At 44.6% G+C, this 18039-nt stretch carries 12 protein-coding genes; 5 read left to right on the top strand and 7 right to left on the bottom strand.

The window, feature by feature from the left end; translation table 11 throughout:
* Positions 1-67: 67 nt before the first annotated feature.
* Positions 68-790, top strand: coding sequence for a TIGR02594 family protein (locus PN836_RS00980; protein ID WP_395342505.1), 723 nt, complete (start codon positions 68-70; stop codon positions 788-790).
* Positions 791-872: 82 nt separating this feature from the next.
* On the opposite strand, the gene PN836_RS00985 is transcribed toward PN836_RS00980, so the two are convergent.
* Complete coding sequence (locus PN836_RS00985; protein ID WP_395342507.1) at positions 873-1781, bottom strand: hypothetical protein; 909 nt, start codon at positions 1779-1781, stop codon at positions 873-875.
* A 523-nt stretch (positions 1782-2304) separates the two neighbouring features.
* Here PN836_RS00985 and PN836_RS00990 point away from each other — a divergent pair.
* Positions 2305-4464, top strand: coding sequence for a phospholipase D-like domain-containing protein (locus tag PN836_RS00990; RefSeq protein WP_395342510.1), 2160 nt, complete (start codon positions 2305-2307; stop codon positions 4462-4464).
* A gap of 146 nt (positions 4465-4610) precedes the next feature.
* Here PN836_RS00990 and PN836_RS00995 read toward each other — a convergent pair whose 3' ends face one another.
* From PN836_RS00995 to PN836_RS01010, 4 genes are all read right to left on the bottom strand, one after another.
* Positions 4611-5378 (bottom strand): 3-hydroxybutyrate dehydrogenase, encoded by a 768-nt coding sequence (locus tag PN836_RS00995; protein WP_395342512.1) that lies wholly within the window; start codon positions 5376-5378, stop codon positions 4611-4613.
* 48 nt (positions 5379-5426) lie between these two features.
* On the bottom strand, positions 5427-6518 hold the full coding sequence (locus tag PN836_RS01000) for a polyhydroxybutyrate depolymerase (RefSeq protein ID WP_395342514.1): 1092 nt from the start codon (positions 6516-6518) through the stop codon (positions 5427-5429).
* 53 nt (positions 6519-6571) lie between these two features.
* Complete coding sequence (locus PN836_RS01005; RefSeq protein ID WP_395342515.1) at positions 6572-7816, bottom strand: E22 family MetX-like putative esterase; 1245 nt, start codon at positions 7814-7816, stop codon at positions 6572-6574.
* 107 nt (positions 7817-7923) lie between these two features.
* A complete protein-coding gene (locus PN836_RS01010; RefSeq protein ID WP_395342517.1) occupies positions 7924-9219 on the bottom strand; it encodes a GntP family permease in 1296 nt (431 codons plus the stop codon).
* Positions 9220-9433: 214 nt separating this feature from the next.
* On the opposite strand from PN836_RS01010, the gene PN836_RS01015 reads away from it, so the two are divergent.
* Positions 9434-11728 carry a TonB-dependent receptor gene (locus PN836_RS01015; RefSeq protein WP_395342518.1) on the top strand — a complete coding sequence of 765 codons (2295 nt, stop codon included), beginning with the start codon at positions 9434-9436 and terminating at the stop codon, positions 11726-11728.
* Positions 11729-11757: 29 nt separating this feature from the next.
* Entirely contained in the window at positions 11758-12438 is a 681-nt protein-coding gene (locus PN836_RS01020) for a response regulator (RefSeq protein WP_395342520.1), read from the top strand.
* Between the two features lie 31 nt (positions 12439-12469).
* Here PN836_RS01020 and PN836_RS01025 read toward each other — a convergent pair whose 3' ends face one another.
* Together PN836_RS01025 and PN836_RS01030 are read right to left on the bottom strand one after the other, a co-directional pair.
* Entirely contained in the window at positions 12470-13546 is a 1077-nt protein-coding gene (locus PN836_RS01025) for a GGDEF domain-containing protein (protein ID WP_395342522.1), read from the bottom strand.
* Between the two features lie 82 nt (positions 13547-13628).
* Positions 13629-17018 carry a PAS domain-containing hybrid sensor histidine kinase/response regulator gene (locus tag PN836_RS01030; protein ID WP_395342524.1) on the bottom strand — a complete coding sequence of 1130 codons (3390 nt, stop codon included), beginning with the start codon at positions 17016-17018 and terminating at the stop codon, positions 13629-13631.
* A 222-nt stretch (positions 17019-17240) separates the two neighbouring features.
* Between PN836_RS01030 and grpE the strand changes: the two genes are divergently transcribed.
* A complete protein-coding gene (gene grpE / locus PN836_RS01035; RefSeq protein ID WP_395342526.1) occupies positions 17241-17900 on the top strand; it encodes a nucleotide exchange factor GrpE in 660 nt (219 codons plus the stop codon).
* Positions 17901-18039: the final 139 nt, after the last annotated feature.

The following is an 18039-nucleotide window of genomic DNA, read 5'->3' on the forward strand; positions in this document are numbered from 1 at the left end:
TGAGTTGCTTTCACGACATGGGTGAATTAGCTTAAGCAAAAGAGCTCAACGCTAACGGGAAGGTATAATGAGAATCATCGACATACAGAAAGCCCTGAAACACGCAGGTTTTGACCCCGGACAAATTGACGGCATTCATGGTCGCAATACAACTAAGGCGATTAAAGCCTTTCAAAAAGAAAATGGACTTAAAGTAGATGGGCTAGTTGGCCGCAACACAATTGCCGCACTGGTCAAAGCGAACGCAAGCAATGAAGTCTCATCCGCTAGCAACGATTTTGACATTCCATTGAGCATGCCTTGGATGTCAGCCGCACATAATTTAATGGGGACGCAAGAAGTACCCGGCCGAGGCTCTAATGAAGCTATTATGGGCTGGGCAGAAGATTTAGAGCTGACATCTTATGATGATGACGATATTCCGTGGTGCGGACTGTTTGTTGGTCACTGTGTTGGCTCTCAATTACCCGATGAACCCTTACCTAATAATGTACTGGGCGCCAGAAAATGGCAAAAGCTTGGAAATCAAGTTGAACCTCGTTTTGGGGCTATCATGGTGTTTTGGCGAGGCAGTCGGGACGGTTGGAAAGGGCATGTTGGGTTTTATTGGGCTGAAGACGATGATGCGTATCACATTTTAGGGGGTAATCAATCCAACTCTGTCACCATAACTCGCATTGCTAAAAACCGTTTGTTAAGTGCCCGCTGGCCTGATAGTGCGCTTGAGCAAGATGTTCATACACGTATTGCAGCGGTAAATGGAAGAGTATTGTCGGTGAATGAGGCATAGCAGCGTCCGTTAATACGAGATTGATGTGTGTATCAAATGCTAATGTCGACTGCGCTATACAGACAACCAGTCGTCACGGCTTTCATGTTGAGTCTTCAAATAATTTAGCTCTGCCAAGTTTATTTGCTAAAAGCTGGTTGTCTTCAGCATATTTTTCCACAAAACCGGCAAGTTCATCTTTGTGTTTGTCTAGCAGACTGTTACTACCTTTAAACTTCTCGCTCAGTTCGGCCATTTTTAACTTGCGCAGGTTTTCAGGCATACCTTGATTGCTTTTATTAAACTCTCGAATCACCTTCAAGCCCTCATCGGTAAAGGCTGTGTTCTCCAATGTCGGCATCGTAAAATGACTAAGGTCTTCTAATCCAATTACTTTACAAAAGTCGTGTACTACATCACCGTGTTCTAAACACCCCTTTTCATAGATATGTACGAATACATTCGCCATGCCAAAGGCCTTGCTCCAGTTATCAAAAATCGAATTGTAGTTGTAATAATATGGCTTACCGTAAGGGATTGGGAATGGAAAGCTTTGTCCTGATTTCATAGCGGTTGAGTAAAGGCTGCAAGCGACGTCATCTTGTTTTCGAATGTACATGTGCACTTGAATGCTTTCGAAAATGCTACTTAGCAACAACTTTAGCTTACTAAACTCGTTGGTTGCTTGGAGTCTCGAGTGCAGCCATTCATTTGACATTACCACTGTATTAGCACTTGTTCGTTCAATTTCTTCTTTCAGTAGAGAATCTAAATCCCTATATATCTCGCGATCCTTTTCTTTAATAAATTGACGTAATTTGTTATCCGCATTGCTGGCATAGATAGCAAGTTTGGTGTGATTTTCTAAACCCAACACCGTTGGATAGTAAAAACCTGCTTTTTCCAGTAGCGGTCTGTTTATACGGAAGAATTTTTGAATTGATGTGCTGCCAGTCTTTTCACATCCAATATGTAAGATTAGTTTTTTGCCGCTTTTTCCGTCAACCTGCAAATTTTTACACCTTCAGAGCTCTTTAGCGCTTATTATCATTCAAATTTAGTCAGTATTTCAACGTTATGAAACTAAAAAACTGTTCAGGCAACAGTGTGAATTTCAATATATGGTTCGCCTTTATCGAATAGTGCGTTGAATGCAGCGCCAATTCACCATAAGCATTAGATTTGATGTTGTAACGCCGCGCTTAGGGTCGTTACTTTTCGCAAGAGCATTTCATGCTGACGGCTATGATTTTACAGTTTAGCCTAATTCACAGCATTGTGAGCGTCAGTTGAATGCACAAATTACATCGTTTATTCTCTTAACATTGCAAAATTTGGTTGTGCTTAGGTTTCATGCCAATGCTGTTCATCACCTACTTTGCTGTTACTGCGGAAACACGTTTTAACGCCACTGAATTAGGACAGTCATTATGAGTGCAATCCCATATTTCTATCGACTAAATGCTCGATGCGTAATGCTTATTCTTTGCATTTTCACGCTTTGTTCATGCGCTCAATTTCAAAGAAGTAATAACTTGAAAGTTTTCCACTCGGACGAGCTTGCGTTACATGCCACGGTGGCAGATTTACCTGTTGCAAGTGCGACGGTGATAACGGATAACGAAATTGCCTTCCAATCAAAGTTAGCGCTCATTGAATCCGCCACTCAACAAATCGATTTAGCTTATTACATTTTTTCTGATGACCATACGTCCTCCGTATTGGCCTTAGCACTTATCGACGCAGCTCAACGCGGTGTCAAAGTGCGTATTTTATTAGACTACTTAAGCAGCTATAAGCATCTTGACATGCTTTCGTATCTTGAATCGCAAGGCAAGGGAAAAATCGAGGTGCGACTATATGGCCGCCCCAGTATCAATATTGTAAAAGATGCCGTGTATTTAACCTCAGGATGTAAAAGCGCGCAAACATCTGATAGTGAATGCAATGCAGAGAAATTTGCACAAATCGAGGCTATCTTTAGCGAGGAGCAAATCAATGGCGTGCCAGCCTCTGAACTGGCGATTTCAAATTTATCTACTGATATGTCCGGCATCTTCTTGTCGGGCTTGTATGGTAAAAATCCAAATTTGATGGCGTTTGCGCTTCAAAAGGGGCAGGCGGTAGATGTAGCAGCGCTTAAAAATAAAGCGGGTAGCGCTGATAGCAATCAATCTGAGCAAGTGAAGAAACTAGGAAAGCTATACTTTGATGCGCGATATGGCGGTGGTATCACTGCCTTAAGCGCGCGGATCCAACTCGCGTTAGCAAAGGCGGTAATGGGAGATCAAATTAACCCGGTGTTCAACACAATTAATAGCTTTTTACCCACTGAACGTGAAAATAATGCGCAGGCCAGAAAAGACTGGGACTACCTGACTGAGTTTTTGCATCATAAACTGCTGTGGGTGGACGAGCAGCGGCTCATTTTAGGTGGTCGAAATGTTGAGAATTCCTACCATATGGCGCCCAATTCACTGGCGAGCAAATACATATTCATGGATACCGATGTTGAGCTAAGGCTCAGCCAAATGAGTCCTTCTTTCACAAATAGCTTTGAGCGTATTTGGGGTTTTCGCATGATGGTGGCCAATTTGGACGAAGTACGTATGCATTCTCCGAATGATTTTTTAGCAAACCAAGTCGCCTATAGAAAAGCTCAGAAAATCTGTGCTCAAAAAGCATATAAGCTTGAGACCTGTGTTGAAGATGAATATGCCAAGCACTTTCAGCCCTTGGCGGAACGTTTTAACAGCGTTGAAAGGAAGCTAGCGCTGCTGAAAGCGAGATTTGAAGATGAGTACACTATAAGCGCGGCGCAAAGTGAGAGCTTCGATATCCAAGCACTGTCTAGCGTGAGCTATGTTGAAAACTTACCGTTTTACAATAATTCGCGCGGATACGGCTCGCTAGACGGTTTCGAAGGCGAGTATGGTAAGGGGATTCACGCAACATGGCAGCATTTGCTTCAACAGACATGTCAGGAAGCAAACGCGTCTAATCCTAAAGACATTGTCATACAAAATGCGTATTTCTTTTTACCCGCAAACCTACTTTCGTCGCTAAGTGCGATGGTGACCGGAGAGTGGGATTGTCGCCATGTGCACATAAAGGTCGTAACAAACTCTGTTCAAACGACTGATTTGAATGTGGTTAATTTAATGGCTATGTGGCAACTAAAAGCCTTTGATGACTATCGAAAAACGAATACACAAGCTGAAACTGCTGCTCAGTTTAGCTACTTCGAATATCAGGCAATCGAAGGCGAATCAATACTCTCTTTGCATTCTAAGGTTATGCTATTTGGAGATCATGCATTTATTGGCTCGGCGAATGCGGATGTGCGTAGCTACATTCTTGACACTAACAATGGCCTTCTTTTTCAGAATGTGCCCAGTTTCGTTGATGACTACAAAAACTGGCTATTTACAAAAGGCGAAGCCCGACCGCTAGTGAAAAACGAAACCGCTTCTATTAGCGTAGCGCAAGACATGCTTACGGCGAAAATGACGGCCGTGCTAAATACCATGTATACGCGATATGATAGCGGTGAGCGCGCTAGCGCAGAGCAACGCTCTGAGCTTAAAGCTCATGCATTGAAGACCTCTCAAGATGTTTATCAATTGTCGCTTGACCTGATGGGCGGCGATAAAGCGGCGGCTGAGCAATTTAATGCGCTTTATAAAGTGATCTGAGCGCTTATCTGAGTGTCACTGTCAAAGGCCTTGCAACAAAGCGAGTCTTGCTTTGGCGATAGAAAATCGCCAACAAGACTTGTGTTGGCGTTTCATCTAAAGCGATGAAAGCCAATGTCGGCAAGGTGGTGACAGGCGTACTTTGCTTAGCGTGCTGTCCAGCCACCATCCAATACAATCGTTTGCCCAGTAATATTTTTACTCGCATTTCCCATTAAAAATGCGGTGGTCTCTGCTAGCTCATCTACACCAATAAAGGCCTTTTTAGGCATAGGCTCTAACATGATTTCGTTAATGACATCTTCTTCGCTCATATTATTTTCTTTGGCTTGTGCGGCAATTTGTTTTTCGACCAGTGGTGTCTTAACGTAAGCAGGGCATAAGGTGTTAATGGTGACATCAACGTCGCCGGTTTCAAGAGCAAGTGTTTTGGAAAAGCCCAGTAAGCCGTGTTTTGCAGCTACGTAGGCCGACTTGTAAGGGGATGCGACTACTGAATGGATGCTGCCAATGTTAATAATACGTCCAAAATTTTGTTCGCGCATGTGCGGCAGAAGTGCTTGAGTGAGAAGCGCAGGGCCGACTAACATCACATCAATGAGCAGTTGCCATTTGTCGGCAGGGAAGTCCTCCAGCTTTGAAACGTGTTGTATACCTGCATTGTTAACCAAAACGTCGACAGGGGTGTCTTTGAGTCGCTCAGGCAGGGTAGCAATGTCCTGTGCGTCAGAAACATCTACTTGTACCGCTAAAGCATGCTTGCTGCCCCCGAGTTTTTCTGCACTTTCGCGCGCAGCGTCAATGTTTAAATCCGCTATAATAGCCTTATGCCCAAGTGAGACAAGATGCTGAGCAACGCCGAAGCCTATTCCGCTTGCCCCGCCAGTAATGAGTACGTTGTGTTTTTTATCCATAGTGCTTATTTGCCTTTATTTGGTATCTTCGTTAGCGCATTTAAAGAACTAGTCATTTGTAGATGACAGAGCCTGAATCACTTCAAACATGGCGCGAATTTGTGGCCCTTGTTTATTGGCATAGTTTTCACCCGTATAACCCCACCAGTCCCAACAGCCCTGTGGGTTAAGAGGCATCATCATCGACTTTTTAATTTGCGGATACAACACCACAATACTGTTGCTTTGCGCCCATCGGTTAAATCCAGCATTTTCTGCATATGCACTTTGCACAAACTCGCTGCTCTGATTACACCCATGAAAGCTCAGATGCAAGGAACAGGTTTGGCCATCTGCACAGGTTTGAGGAACAAATATAAATGCTTCATCAGAAATGGACGTGCCGCTTAAGTCTGTCAATTCACCTAAATCGATGTGTTTAAGGGCTGCATTGTCCTTTACTTCTACTGGCGGGTTAAGTTTGCCGTAGATATGCTGCAATATTTCACCCGCACCATCGTAGTTACAATTGCCTAAGTAGGGCGCCTCTGACACCGCACAGTCGCTTCCCTCATTAACAGTGGGCATATGATGCCCAAAGTCTTGATCATTTACGTAGCGAAACTGACTCTCTGGCAACCACATTCGATACTGCTGCGCCAATAAGTCCGCCGCTGTTCTATTTACGGTGTCGTCAAGTTTGCCGTGAATCAATAATACTCTATCGTCGCTAACGCTGCTTGGCTTGGCTACGAGACCTTCTTTGACGTACGTTTCATACTGAGCAATAAAAGGACTGTTTTCAATACTATGAGATGCTTTATTTACGCATTGTCCTAATGCAATAGCAATGTCTCCCAAGGCGCAATAATATGGGCCAGCGCCAATAATTCCAGCACCAACAATCGTCTCAGAATGCGATAACTGCAACTGCGTTGCCATATAGCCGCCAGATGACAGCCCGCTCACTGAAGTTTTACTGAGGTTTAAATTAAGGCCTGAGTTGTTTGCATTGCCATCAGGGCTTTTCCCACAAGCAGAAAGGCCTAAAACGGCAATGGCGATAGCGCACATTGGCTTTGTTTTACTACTTATTGATTTCAGTGCCTTTAAAGCGTGTGTGTTGTTGCTAACGAGTCTTAGGTCGCGAAAGTATTTCATTGCTAAAGCCTTTATGTTCAATTGTGTGTTAATTCAAACCTATGCGTTTAGTACTATTGCGCTAAAAATTCGCGTATTTCGTCTGAAAAAAGGTGGATATTATTCACGCCCTCAAGATGCCCAAGATCGCCATCAAGATACAGCAGCTCAATGTCTTTTCCCTGTTGCTCCATTATCTTTGCTGCATTTTGCGCGTGGTAGGGCATTAGCAGTAAATCTTGCGTGGCGGGGATGAACAGGGTTTTTGCTTTAATTTTCGCAAGCCCGTCTTCGAGATTATCGCCCATTCCCGTTAAAAACAGCTGATTGGCACGCACTAAATACAACAGATGATTTGCATCCATCTTTGCACTTCGCTCGCGAGCGCGCTCCATTAACCAGGCCACTATGGGCGGATTTTGCGTGATGTCATACAGTCCGCTTTTAATTGAATTTGAGGGTATGTCGCTAAGCTGACTTTGCATATGTTTAAAGAATTCAGGCGCTAAGGCACTTTGCGTGATGAGCGCGAGCGCTGCGGTTAATCCCTCATCGGGTGAATTTCCGTTGTAGTAGTCACCACCGTTCCAGTTTGCGTCTAGCTTAATCGGAAGCGTCCATTGTTCGAGTAAAGCGGTTGTCCATCCATCTGCTTGCGCGGCGCCTATCACAGATATTAAGCGCGGTACTTTGTCAGGATAGGTAGCGGCCCACTCAATTGCCTGCATTGAGCCCATCGAAGGTCCAGCCACCGCATAAAGTTCAGTAATGCCCAGCGATTCAAGCACCGATTTTTGTACATTAACAAAGTCTCGCATAGTCACGACCGGAAAGCTTAAGCCATATGCCTTTCCCGTTTCAGGGTTTATGCTTGCGGGACCAGTGGTGACGACATTTTCATCATAGGCACTAATGTTGACGAGGCTATCAACACTGATGACGAAAAACTGATCAGTGTCAATGGCCTTGCCAGGTCCAATAATGCTATCCCAATAACCAGGCTCTTCATCGTCTTCGCTATATTTGCCAGCAGCATGAGAACTGCCGGTGAAATAGTGCGTAATGAGAATGACATTACTTTTATCTTCATTCAGCGAGCCGTAATGTTCGTATCCGACTTTGAGGTCTCGAATGGTTTCGCCTCCAAAGGTGACAAACTCGTCTATGGTGTGCTTGCGTTTTTCAACCAGCATGTAAGGGCTTTCCTGTGACTGTGCGTGTGCAGTGTGGTGGATTGTAATGCTGAAACTTAAGCCTATCGTTATTAATATGGACGAAAGAAATTGCTTAAGCCGTGGCAGGCTTTCAACAGTTTTCATAATGTTGCGTCTCTCCTTTCGCACGAGTGCTTTGTATGTCGTCGTTTTGCACGTAAAGAACAACGGATGTAAAAAAAAGTACTGCAGATTTACTCATACGCTTCAAATTAAAAAAGAATAAACAAAGCAATTGCCATCGACAAACCAATTAATGGCACCAGCACGGTAAGCGCGGCCATTGGCGCATACGCAGCCTGATGTGTTTCATGGCAGATTGCGCGAATAGTGGTTACCACATATCCATTGTGCGGCAGCGAGTCTAGCGCGCCTGAACTAATTGAAACAATTCGATGCAGCTCTTCAGGGTCAACACCCTGGTCCAGATAATAAGGTCCAACCAAGGGCAGGGCGATGGCTTGACCGCCCGATGCACTGCCAGTTAAACCCGCTATAACGCTCACTGCTATGGCAGCGCCAATTAGTTCATTGCCGGGAATTTGCGTCATGATTTCCACAGTCGATTGAAATGCTTCGGTGGTTTTTGCGATTGCGCCAAACCCCACCACGGCAGCGGTATTGCCAATGGCAATTAAAGCACCTGTTGTGCCCAGATTGACTGCTGCGCCAAGGTTTTGAAAGTAACGAAAGTTAATCAGCATCAAGGTTAAAACGCCGCCTCCCAGTGCGGCAATTAGCGCCATTTCTTTATATTGCTCATGGAATAAGAAGGATACAATCAACACCACAAACAGGGGTACTAAACCGGTGAAAGGGTGAGGGTAGTCTCGCGCTTTAATTTCTGGATCTTCAAGGTTTGCTTCAAACCGTTCGCCATTCGCAACGGCTTTACCAACCATCTTTTTCAGCCACCAATAGCCAAATACAGCCATAAACACAGCAACCACTGCGCTCACTTCCCAAGCCGCAAATGGCGAGGTGCCCAGGTATTTAATTGGTATCCAATTTTGTATTTCAGGCGAACCAGCAGATGTCATGGTAAAGGTCACCGAGCCAAAGGCCAGAGTCGCTGGAATGAAGCGTCTGGGTAAGTCAGCGTCTTTGAATAAGCTCAGCGCCATTGGATATACCGAGAATGCAACTACAAACACACTCACGCCGCCGTAGGTTAAAATGGCACAGGCCGCGACCACGGCAAAAATTGCACGTTTATATCCTAGCTTGCTAATTATCCAACGCGCCAGTGAGTCGGCGGCGCCGGTATCTTCCATGAATTTGCCAAAAAGCGCGCCAAGCAAAAACATGAAAAACCAGTTTGCAATGAACGAGGTGAAACCTGCCATGTAGGTTTGCACAAAATTGACGTCGCCAGCAAACACCGTCATTCCGCTGCTTAGCGCAACGAGTAATGCACAGGCGGGTGCTGCGATAAACAGATTCATGCCGCGTATGGTTAGTACAATCAACAGTGTTAATCCGCCAACCAGTCCAATAAGACTTAACATTTATTATATCCTGTTATTAGAATTCGAAACGTCTGTGACCGCAGATCGCCAGGATTAAAATAATGCTTCTTTTACATGAAGATGCACAGTGTGAGTCACGCCCAGCAAAATTCCCATAGTACGATGGTACTAGTTATTTTTTCATTTTTTTAACTTAAATTTAAAAAAGACCGCAGTCCCAGACGCACACAATGTCCATTTTTAGGGAATAAATATGAATCTCAAACATTCAGCATGCGCAATTGCCGTAATATCCGCATTAAACGTGCTTACTAGCGCACAGGCTATCGCTCAAACACCAGAAAGTGACGTTCAAATACAACAAGCCGGTGAGCTTGAAACGATTGAAGTCACTGCTCGCCGCACCACTGAATCTTTGCAAGAGGTGCCGATTGCAGTAACGTCGGTGTCGGCGGACGACTTACAAAATATTGGCGCGCAAGTGATTACCGAAATACAGCAATTCTCGCCAAACACCACCTTACAAACAAGTCGCGGTACAAACTCTACACTAACTGCATTCATTCGTGGTGTTGGCCAACAAGATCCCTTGTGGGGCTATGAGCCGGGTGTGGGGATTTATATCGATGATGTGTATATCGCACGCCCTCAAGGTGCGGTGCTTGATATTTTAGACGTCCAGCGAATCGAAGTATTAAGAGGGCCACAAGGCACTTTGTATGGGAAAAATACCATTGGTGGCGCGGTTAAATACGTGACTAAAGAAATGTCAGGTGATGCTGAATTTAATGCGCGCGCGACGCTTGGAAGCTTTTCGCAGCGAGACATTGCAATTACAGGGCAGATTCCACTTATTGCAGACAAATTGTTCTTAGGAGGCGGATTTGCTGACTTAAATCGCGATGGATATGGCGAATACTTGCAGTCTGCTTTGCCAGACCAAGATTTAGAAAACTATAACAAAGACCTTTGGGTAGCACGGTTAAATTTAGAATATCGGCCAACTGAAGATTTGTTTTTCAGATTAGGTTGGGATAAAACGAATGATAGCTCAAACGCAAAAGGGGGTTTTAGGCTCTTACCAAGTTTGCTCACCGACGCGCCCGTGCCGGACAACGTGTTTGATTCCTACACCAGCTTACCCACTTTTAATCGAGTTGAGCTTGAGGGCTGGAACTGGCTAGTGCGTTATTTTGTGAATGATGATTTAGAGCTCAAATATATTGGCTCTGACAGAGAAGGTTATTCTCCTACCAATATTGATTTTGACAACACCGCTTTAGATATTTTTGATGTCCCTGCCGAATATCGTGACAATAATACCACCCATGAATTGCAGGCAAACTACAGCTCTGATTCATTTTCCTTGGTGTCTGGTCTGTATTATTACGACGGTGAATCCTGCGGTAATTTCAACGCTATTCTCGGCTTCTTAGGTCGCGCTGCTTTTGGCACACCTGGCTTAACGCGAGAAGTAGCGGGCTGTAATAATTCAGAAAGCTATGCGGTATACGGTCAAGCGTCTTTTAATATTACTGAAGACCTTTCCATGACTTTAGGCGCGCGCTACACCGATGAAGAAAAGACCGCCATTGTCAACAATGGCCTTGTGTTTTTTAACTTGTACCCGAGCACAGGTTGGGTGCCCGGATTTGTGCGCCCAGAAGGGCAGCTTGTGCCTACCGTACTGGGCTCTGACTCGGATGGCGATGGTGTGCTAGATTCACCTAAGTCGGACAGTTGGACGCGTTTTACGCCGCGAGTGGGTCTCGAATACTTCGTTGACGATGACACTATGCTGTTTGCTTCCTATTCTCAAGGCTTTAAATCAGGCACCTTTAATCCGCGTGCTGAGCAAAATGAACCGGGTGTGAATCCGGAAATAGTGGATTCCTTTGAACTTGGGATGAAGCGTGACTGGAATAGTCAGCTGCGAACGAATATCACTTTATTCGCTTATGATCACAAAGATCGGCAATATATTGCGGTAGGCGGAGCGGGAGACGGCACCACTCTTGACCAGTCGCTACAAAATGCGGCCGAAACAGCAGGTGAAGGTATTGAAGCTGAAATCACCTTTGTTGCCACTGACAACCTGACTTTTGATGTGGCATTGGGCTACGTAGATTTTGAAATTAAAGAAAACAACATTATTCCGCCGTTGATTGGATTATCAAATACACCGGAGTATACGGCGAATATAGCGGCGTCTTATGTTATGGATACCGACATGGGATATTTCATTTTCAATGCAAACTATTACTATCGTGACGAATATCTGCTCTTTGAAACCAATGACCTACTCAAGCAAGATGGATACGGCTTAATGAACGTAAGCGTAAACTGGGAAAGTAATGCAGGCAATTGGTACGCTAATTTGACCGCTAAAAACCTCACAGACGAAGAATATTTAGTGGGCGGTTATGATTTTGTGGGTGCTCCCGATGCCAATGGAAACTTTACACCTGGCCTTGGTGGAGATACGACCCTGATTGGTTATTACGGCGATCCGCGCACCATTCATCTCACCGTTGGCTATCGTTTTTAGTCACGTGGCACGAGGATTAAGGGCGGCGCATGCCGCCTTTTTCCGTGTATACTTTAGGAATGAATACTTCTCAAATTGCATTAATTGCAGATGATCACCCACTATTTCGCAGCGCGCTAAACCAAGTGCTTGCGGGTCAGCTAGGCCTACAGGTCTTGCAAGCAAATAACTTTGCATCAACGCGCGAACTCATGCAGCAACATCCGGAAATTGATTTGGTGTGTTTAGACTTAAACATGCCAGATAGTCAAGGCTTGAGCGGCATGACGTACTTGCGCGCGGAGTTTCCAAATACCCTTGTCATCATTGTCTCATCAGATGAGAGCGCCACCACCATTGCTAAGTGCATCGCATTAGGTGCCAGTGCTTTTATTCCAAAATCAGTGGGTTTGGAGAGTATTTCTGAGGCGGTGAATGCTGTACTTGATGGGGAACAATGGCTTCCTGAAAATATATCTGTCGATGAGACTAGCCAAGCTCATTCTCAAGACTACGTCAATTGCGAATTGCTCGAGAGCCTAACGCCCCATCAACTCAAAGTCTTAAATATGATTGCAGATGGTTTGCTTAACAAGCAAATAGCCTTTGAACTAGATATTTCTGAATCAACCGTGAAGCAGCATGTATCTGCCGTATTACGCAAGCTCAAGCTAAATAATCGCACTCAGGCCGGCATTATGTACAAACAGATAATGAGTATTGATTCGTAAGCTAAGTCTTTGTTCACCGCGTCGTTAGATGCTAACTCAAGATGCGATCTCTGCCAGCTGCTTTTGCTTGATACAGTTTAATATCTGCCTGGCGTACCGTCTCTTCAAACGACATGTGGCGGTGTGCGCTGGCTATTCCAAAGCTCATGCTTAAGCCTATCTCTGAGACTTCAGGGATATCGATTTCGTTTTTTATACCGTGTCGAATTTTGTGCACAACTTTCTCAGTCGTTTGCGTGTCCGCATTCGCCAAAATAATCAGGAATTCTTCACCGCCCCAGCGACTAACAATATCAGAGTCGCGCACTTTGTTTTTGAGCACTTTAGCCACCTCTTCTATCACTTGGTCTCCAAGCTGGTGACCTAAACTGTCGTTTATTTGTTTAAAGTGGTCCACATCCCCTAATACGAGGGTGTAATTATCAAAGCTGCGTCGGCGTTGTTCGTTATCGGAACTGCCCATTAAATCATTCACGAATCTTCGATTATAGGTGCCGGTCAGCGCGTCCATGTTGGCTTGCGAAAATAGCTCCTTCTCGTTGTTAGCTCCCGTGGAGCGCAGATAAAGCACCGATAAAACAAAGGGGAAAGCAGCAAACACGATATTTACCGCAAAAACGTAGTTGGTAATACTCGGTAAATTATAACCGTACTGAACGTTTTGGAACAAAATGGATACTGCGATAAAGGTCAAAATAACAATCACGCAAATAAAGGTAGATTGTTTTAACTTGTTAGCCGGCATCGCCAGCAATAAGCCCATAACAGGCCATAAATAATAATGAAATCCTAAATCCAGACCCACAAAATAGCTGGCAATAATTGCGTGAAAATACATTTCAGCGGTAATTAGATGCATGCTGTTTTCGTAATCACGCTTATGGGCGAGTAAATACGCACCAATCCAAACTGCGACACTTAACACATTAATCGCGGCCATGAAACTTGCGCCCACCATGGCGAAGAAAAATAAGAATAAGATGTGTATTATTGCGCCCGCAAAACACACTACGCGCATGGATTCCTGAAATCGACCCATGTCTTGCTGGTTTTCAAGGGCTTTATAACTGTCTTCTAAATGGTCTCTACCACTTGTGGGCGTATTCATTGACTACCTACTTCTGAGCGCATTTACTTTTTATTATGGGCATCTCGTTTCACGGGGATGCTGTGTTTCTTATCGCGTCATTTTACACATTTAACTTGCTTTGTATTAGTCTTTTTAACGCGGCGCTTTTGATGGGTTTGGGTAGATAGCGCATGTCGTTCTCAATCGCCAACTCTTGAATGTGCTCACTGCGATCTGCACTACTTAGAATCATAAGCGGTTGGTGCTTCATTGATGCAATTAGCGCTTGGCACACCGACACACCATTATCTGAGTCGTTAAGATGATAGTCCGCAATGATTATGTCGGCTTTTTTCAGGCCGATCGCATTTGCTTTGCAGTTAGCGCTGGAGACTGAGGCACCCCATTCGCTAAGCAGTGTGAGCAATGCTGCGCTAATCTGAGCGTCATTTTCCAGTACAATGACATGCTTGTCTCTTAGGAATGCTTTGCCTTCCATATTGACTTTATTGATAGATATTTTGCGAGCGCTTGATTGTTGCGCATTTGTTGTTTTTCGAGGTAAGTTCTCAAGCACTAATCCAAAACACGTTCCTCGGCCAAGTTCTGAGGACAGTTTGATGTGTATCTTAAGCAGCTTCGCACTGCGTTCAACTATGGTTAAGCCTAACCCCAAGCCTAGCGAGTCCTGCTGCTCTACGCGTTTAAATTCGTCAAAAATTTGTGACTGGTATGCTTTCGCGATGCCTCGACCTGTATCGAGCACCATAATTTCACACATATTATCGTTGCGTTTTCGCACGCCCAGCAACACCTTTCCTTCGCTGGTATAGCGAATCGCATTAGCCATCAAGTTTTGAACCATTCTGCTAAGCAGACGTTTATCGGTATGCACCCGCAAAGTGCTTTTTACATACCTTACCTCTATGCGCTTTTGCTCGGCGATGACTTTAAACTCATTGGCAAGTCCCTTCAGCACGCTATCGAGTTCAAAGGTACTTGGGCTTGGTTTAATGGTGCCCGTTTCCAATTTAGTGATTTCAATGAGCATATTTAGCAGTTCATCGGCACTCTCCAATGACTCCACCAGTTGGCTGGATATCTCGGTTAATTCACTTGTGTGTAACTTATCGTGCAAAATAGAGGCAAATAACGACGCCGCATTGAAAGGCTGCATCAAATCATGACCGGTGGCAGCTAAGAATTTGCTCTTAGACTGATTGGCCTTTTCGGCTTCGGTTTTTGCTACTTCGAGTTCTTGGGTTCTTTGCTCGACCCGCTTTTCAAGGTCACGCTTAGCACTCTCTAACTGCTCTTGAATTTGAATGTATTGGCTAATGTCAGTAAAAGCAGTGATGTAGCCGCCGCCAGGCAATGGATTGCCAGAAATCTCAATCGTGGTATTGGGCTGATGCTGTCGGATTGCTTGATAAGCCTCTCCTTGTCTCATTAGCTTCAGCCGCTTCTCTACTGCGTCCTCAAAATTTGCCTGCTTAGGAAACATTCCGCGCTTTACGTTAAACTCTAAAATATCCGCAACACGCATTCCGTGATGTAAAAAATCATCCGGATAGCTAAACAAGTCTTGATATTTCTGATTCCAAGCGACAAGCCTCAAATCTGTGTCTACCACACTAATGCCTTGAGGTAGGTGTGCAATTGAAGATTGCAATACTTCATGATTGAACTGAAATGTCTGACTTGCTTGATGTGCCAATGCAGTCAACTGTTCGCGCGTGTCGTCCTTGTTTAAAGCAATCGCATTTAATAGGATTCGAGCGCTCGCATTCCCCATGTGCGCGGCCAAGGCTCTTTCCGCTTCCATAACAGTATCTGGATTAGCAAGGGTTTGAGTCGATATATCTTCCAGATTGTGACTGCCAGCAAAGTCTTCCAGCGCGTGTGTTGGCAAAATGCGACTGAGCATGGCGTGTAAACTGCTGCTTTCTATTTGCAGAGACTGGCCCAGCCTTGATTGCTCATCGAAAGGGTTGGTTAAAGTGTGTGAGAAACGATTTAACATAAGTGAACAAAACATCGCAAGGCTCAGGTTCAGTCCTAGCGATAGGAAAATAGCATCTGCAAAATCGGCATCACTTGGCGCAGGCGCAAAATAATAGCTCGACATTATTGCTGGATAGAGCATCAGTGCCACAACGATAGCCGAGCCGCTGATAAGGCCTAGTAAAATTGCAAAAGTATGAGTTTTCCGCCAATACAAACCGAGTAAAATTGCGGGTAAAGTTTGTGCCATTAGCGCGATCGCAATTGTTCCGGATTTCACTAATGGTGCAGATTGACTAATATTTTCATGATACCAATAGGCAATGAACAAGAGCATTACGATAGTCAGTTGACGAATTCGCAATACTTGCAGTGCAGATAGCTTAAGATCATTACCGATTGAGCCTTCTCGCAGATTTGTTCCAAGTGTTCGTGAATATATCAGTAGAGGCGTGAGTAAGTTGTTGGCAATCATATTGCCTAACGCAAGCGTCGCTACAATTACCATGCTGGTAGAGGCCGCTAACCCGCCAATAAAAGCAGCAATGCTGACGCCGTAATTTTGCTGTGAAATAGGGATAGAGAGCACGAAGGTATCTGCATTTTGCGCGTCTAAATCAAACATCATCTGGCCGGTTAATGCAATTGGTAAAATAAACAGACTCATCAGGACTAAATAGCTTGGAAACAGCCACCTTGCCTGTTTAAGCTCTTCAGTATTATTGTTTTCGATAAAATTAATGTGAAATTGACGAGGAAGACAAAACATGGAGCACACGCCAAGCATGACATGGCTAGCATAGACCCAATAAGCAGACCCTTGTTCTAAGGTTTGGCGAGCCTGAGGATGCGCTAAAGACTTGTCAAACAAATCAACCCAGCCGTCAGATATAAAATAGACGCAATACATGCCAACAATTAATAGCCCGAGGAGTTTAAGAATCGATTCAAACGCAATCGTCAACATCAAACCATGTCGTTTAGTGGTGAGTTTGAGCGTACGTGTACCGAAAAATATCGCGAACACCGCCATAAATGCAGCTACGTAGAAGCTCAAAGACGCATCAGAGCCATCGCTGTCAGCAGTCATGGCTACAATGGCAGAACTTATGGCGTCGAGTTGAAGTGCGATGTAAGGAATAACACCGACAAAACACAGTATGACGATTAGCGCAGCTAAGCCATTAGCATGATGGTAGCGAATGCCAATAAACTCAGCCAGAGAACTGATGTTTTGGGCTCTGCAGATTTGGGCGATTTTGCCAAGCGCTCCAAAGGCAAAAATCATCACCAAGATAACCCCTAAATAGGTGGGCATAAATGCCCATCCAAAGTTAAGCGCTTGGGTAGTCGTACCAAAGAAAGCCCACGAAGTGCAATGAACACCCAATGCCAGTGAATAAACATACTTAGGGGGGGATTTTGTTCTGTTACCCACAATGGCGATTAAGAACAAGACGACTACATAGACGCTCGTAATAAGAGCTAAAGTCCAAATTGAAAACATGGCGTTGTGATGGCGTCCTGATTGTTTGAGTGAGCGTTTTTTAACTGTGTTGCTTACATTCAAATGCGGTGAATGAAACTTCGCTGCAAAAAACTAAAAAAAGTGCCTTGAAGCCCTTCAAAACATCCCCATTATAGCCAGCATTGCGATGATATGAACCCTTTATCCAAGACCAAAGCAGGTTGAGGGGTAAAAGATAAGATAGCGAGCGCGGAGAATAGCATGAGTCAAGAACGAGAAGCTGAGCAAGCAAATAAGGAATCGGGCGCTGATAATGCAGCCCAAGAATCTCAGGTTGAAATGTCGGATGAGGGCACATCTTCTGATGAGCTTGAAACAACTTCTGAACAGCATAGCGATGATCAGATGAGTTTCGAACAAGCACAAATTCAAGCGCTTGAGGAAGAACTAGCAAAGGCGAATGCAACCATTGAGGAGCAAAAAGACGGCGTGCTTCGTGCTCGTGCCGACATGGAAAACGCAAGACGCAGAGCTGAGCAAGAGGTTGATAAAGCACGTAAATTTGCGCTTGAGAAGTTTGCTGGTGAACTCTTGCCCATTATCGACAACTTAGAACGTGCTATGCAATCTGCCGACGCGTCACAAGAGCTCGTTAAGCCTTTGCTTGATGGCGTTGAGCTAACCCATAAATCGTTTATCTCAACCGTTGAGAAATTTGGTATGCAAGTTGTCGACCCTCAGGGTGAAGCATTTAATCCTGATCATCACCAAGCGATGTCGATGCAAGAGTCAGACGAATTTGAGCCAAATACTGTGATGGCGGTGATGCAGAAAGGTTATGTTTTAAACGGACGTTTGTTGCGCCCCGCGATGGTCATGGTGTCGCGCGCGTCGAGCGACGGGATTGATACTCAAGCATAGAAAGAAGCGAGGTTTAGCTTTAAGAATTTCATAATTCTGAAATAAACCTATTGAAATTAGGGGTATTCATCCCAACTTTGATTACAAGCGAAATGCTACATGGTCAGAAGCAAAGCAATAAAGCTCTAATCTGCATTTA

The organism is Ningiella algicola (genome assembly GCF_028401415.2).
In the GTDB taxonomy this organism is placed as follows: Bacteria; Pseudomonadota; Gammaproteobacteria; order Enterobacterales; family Alteromonadaceae; genus Glaciecola.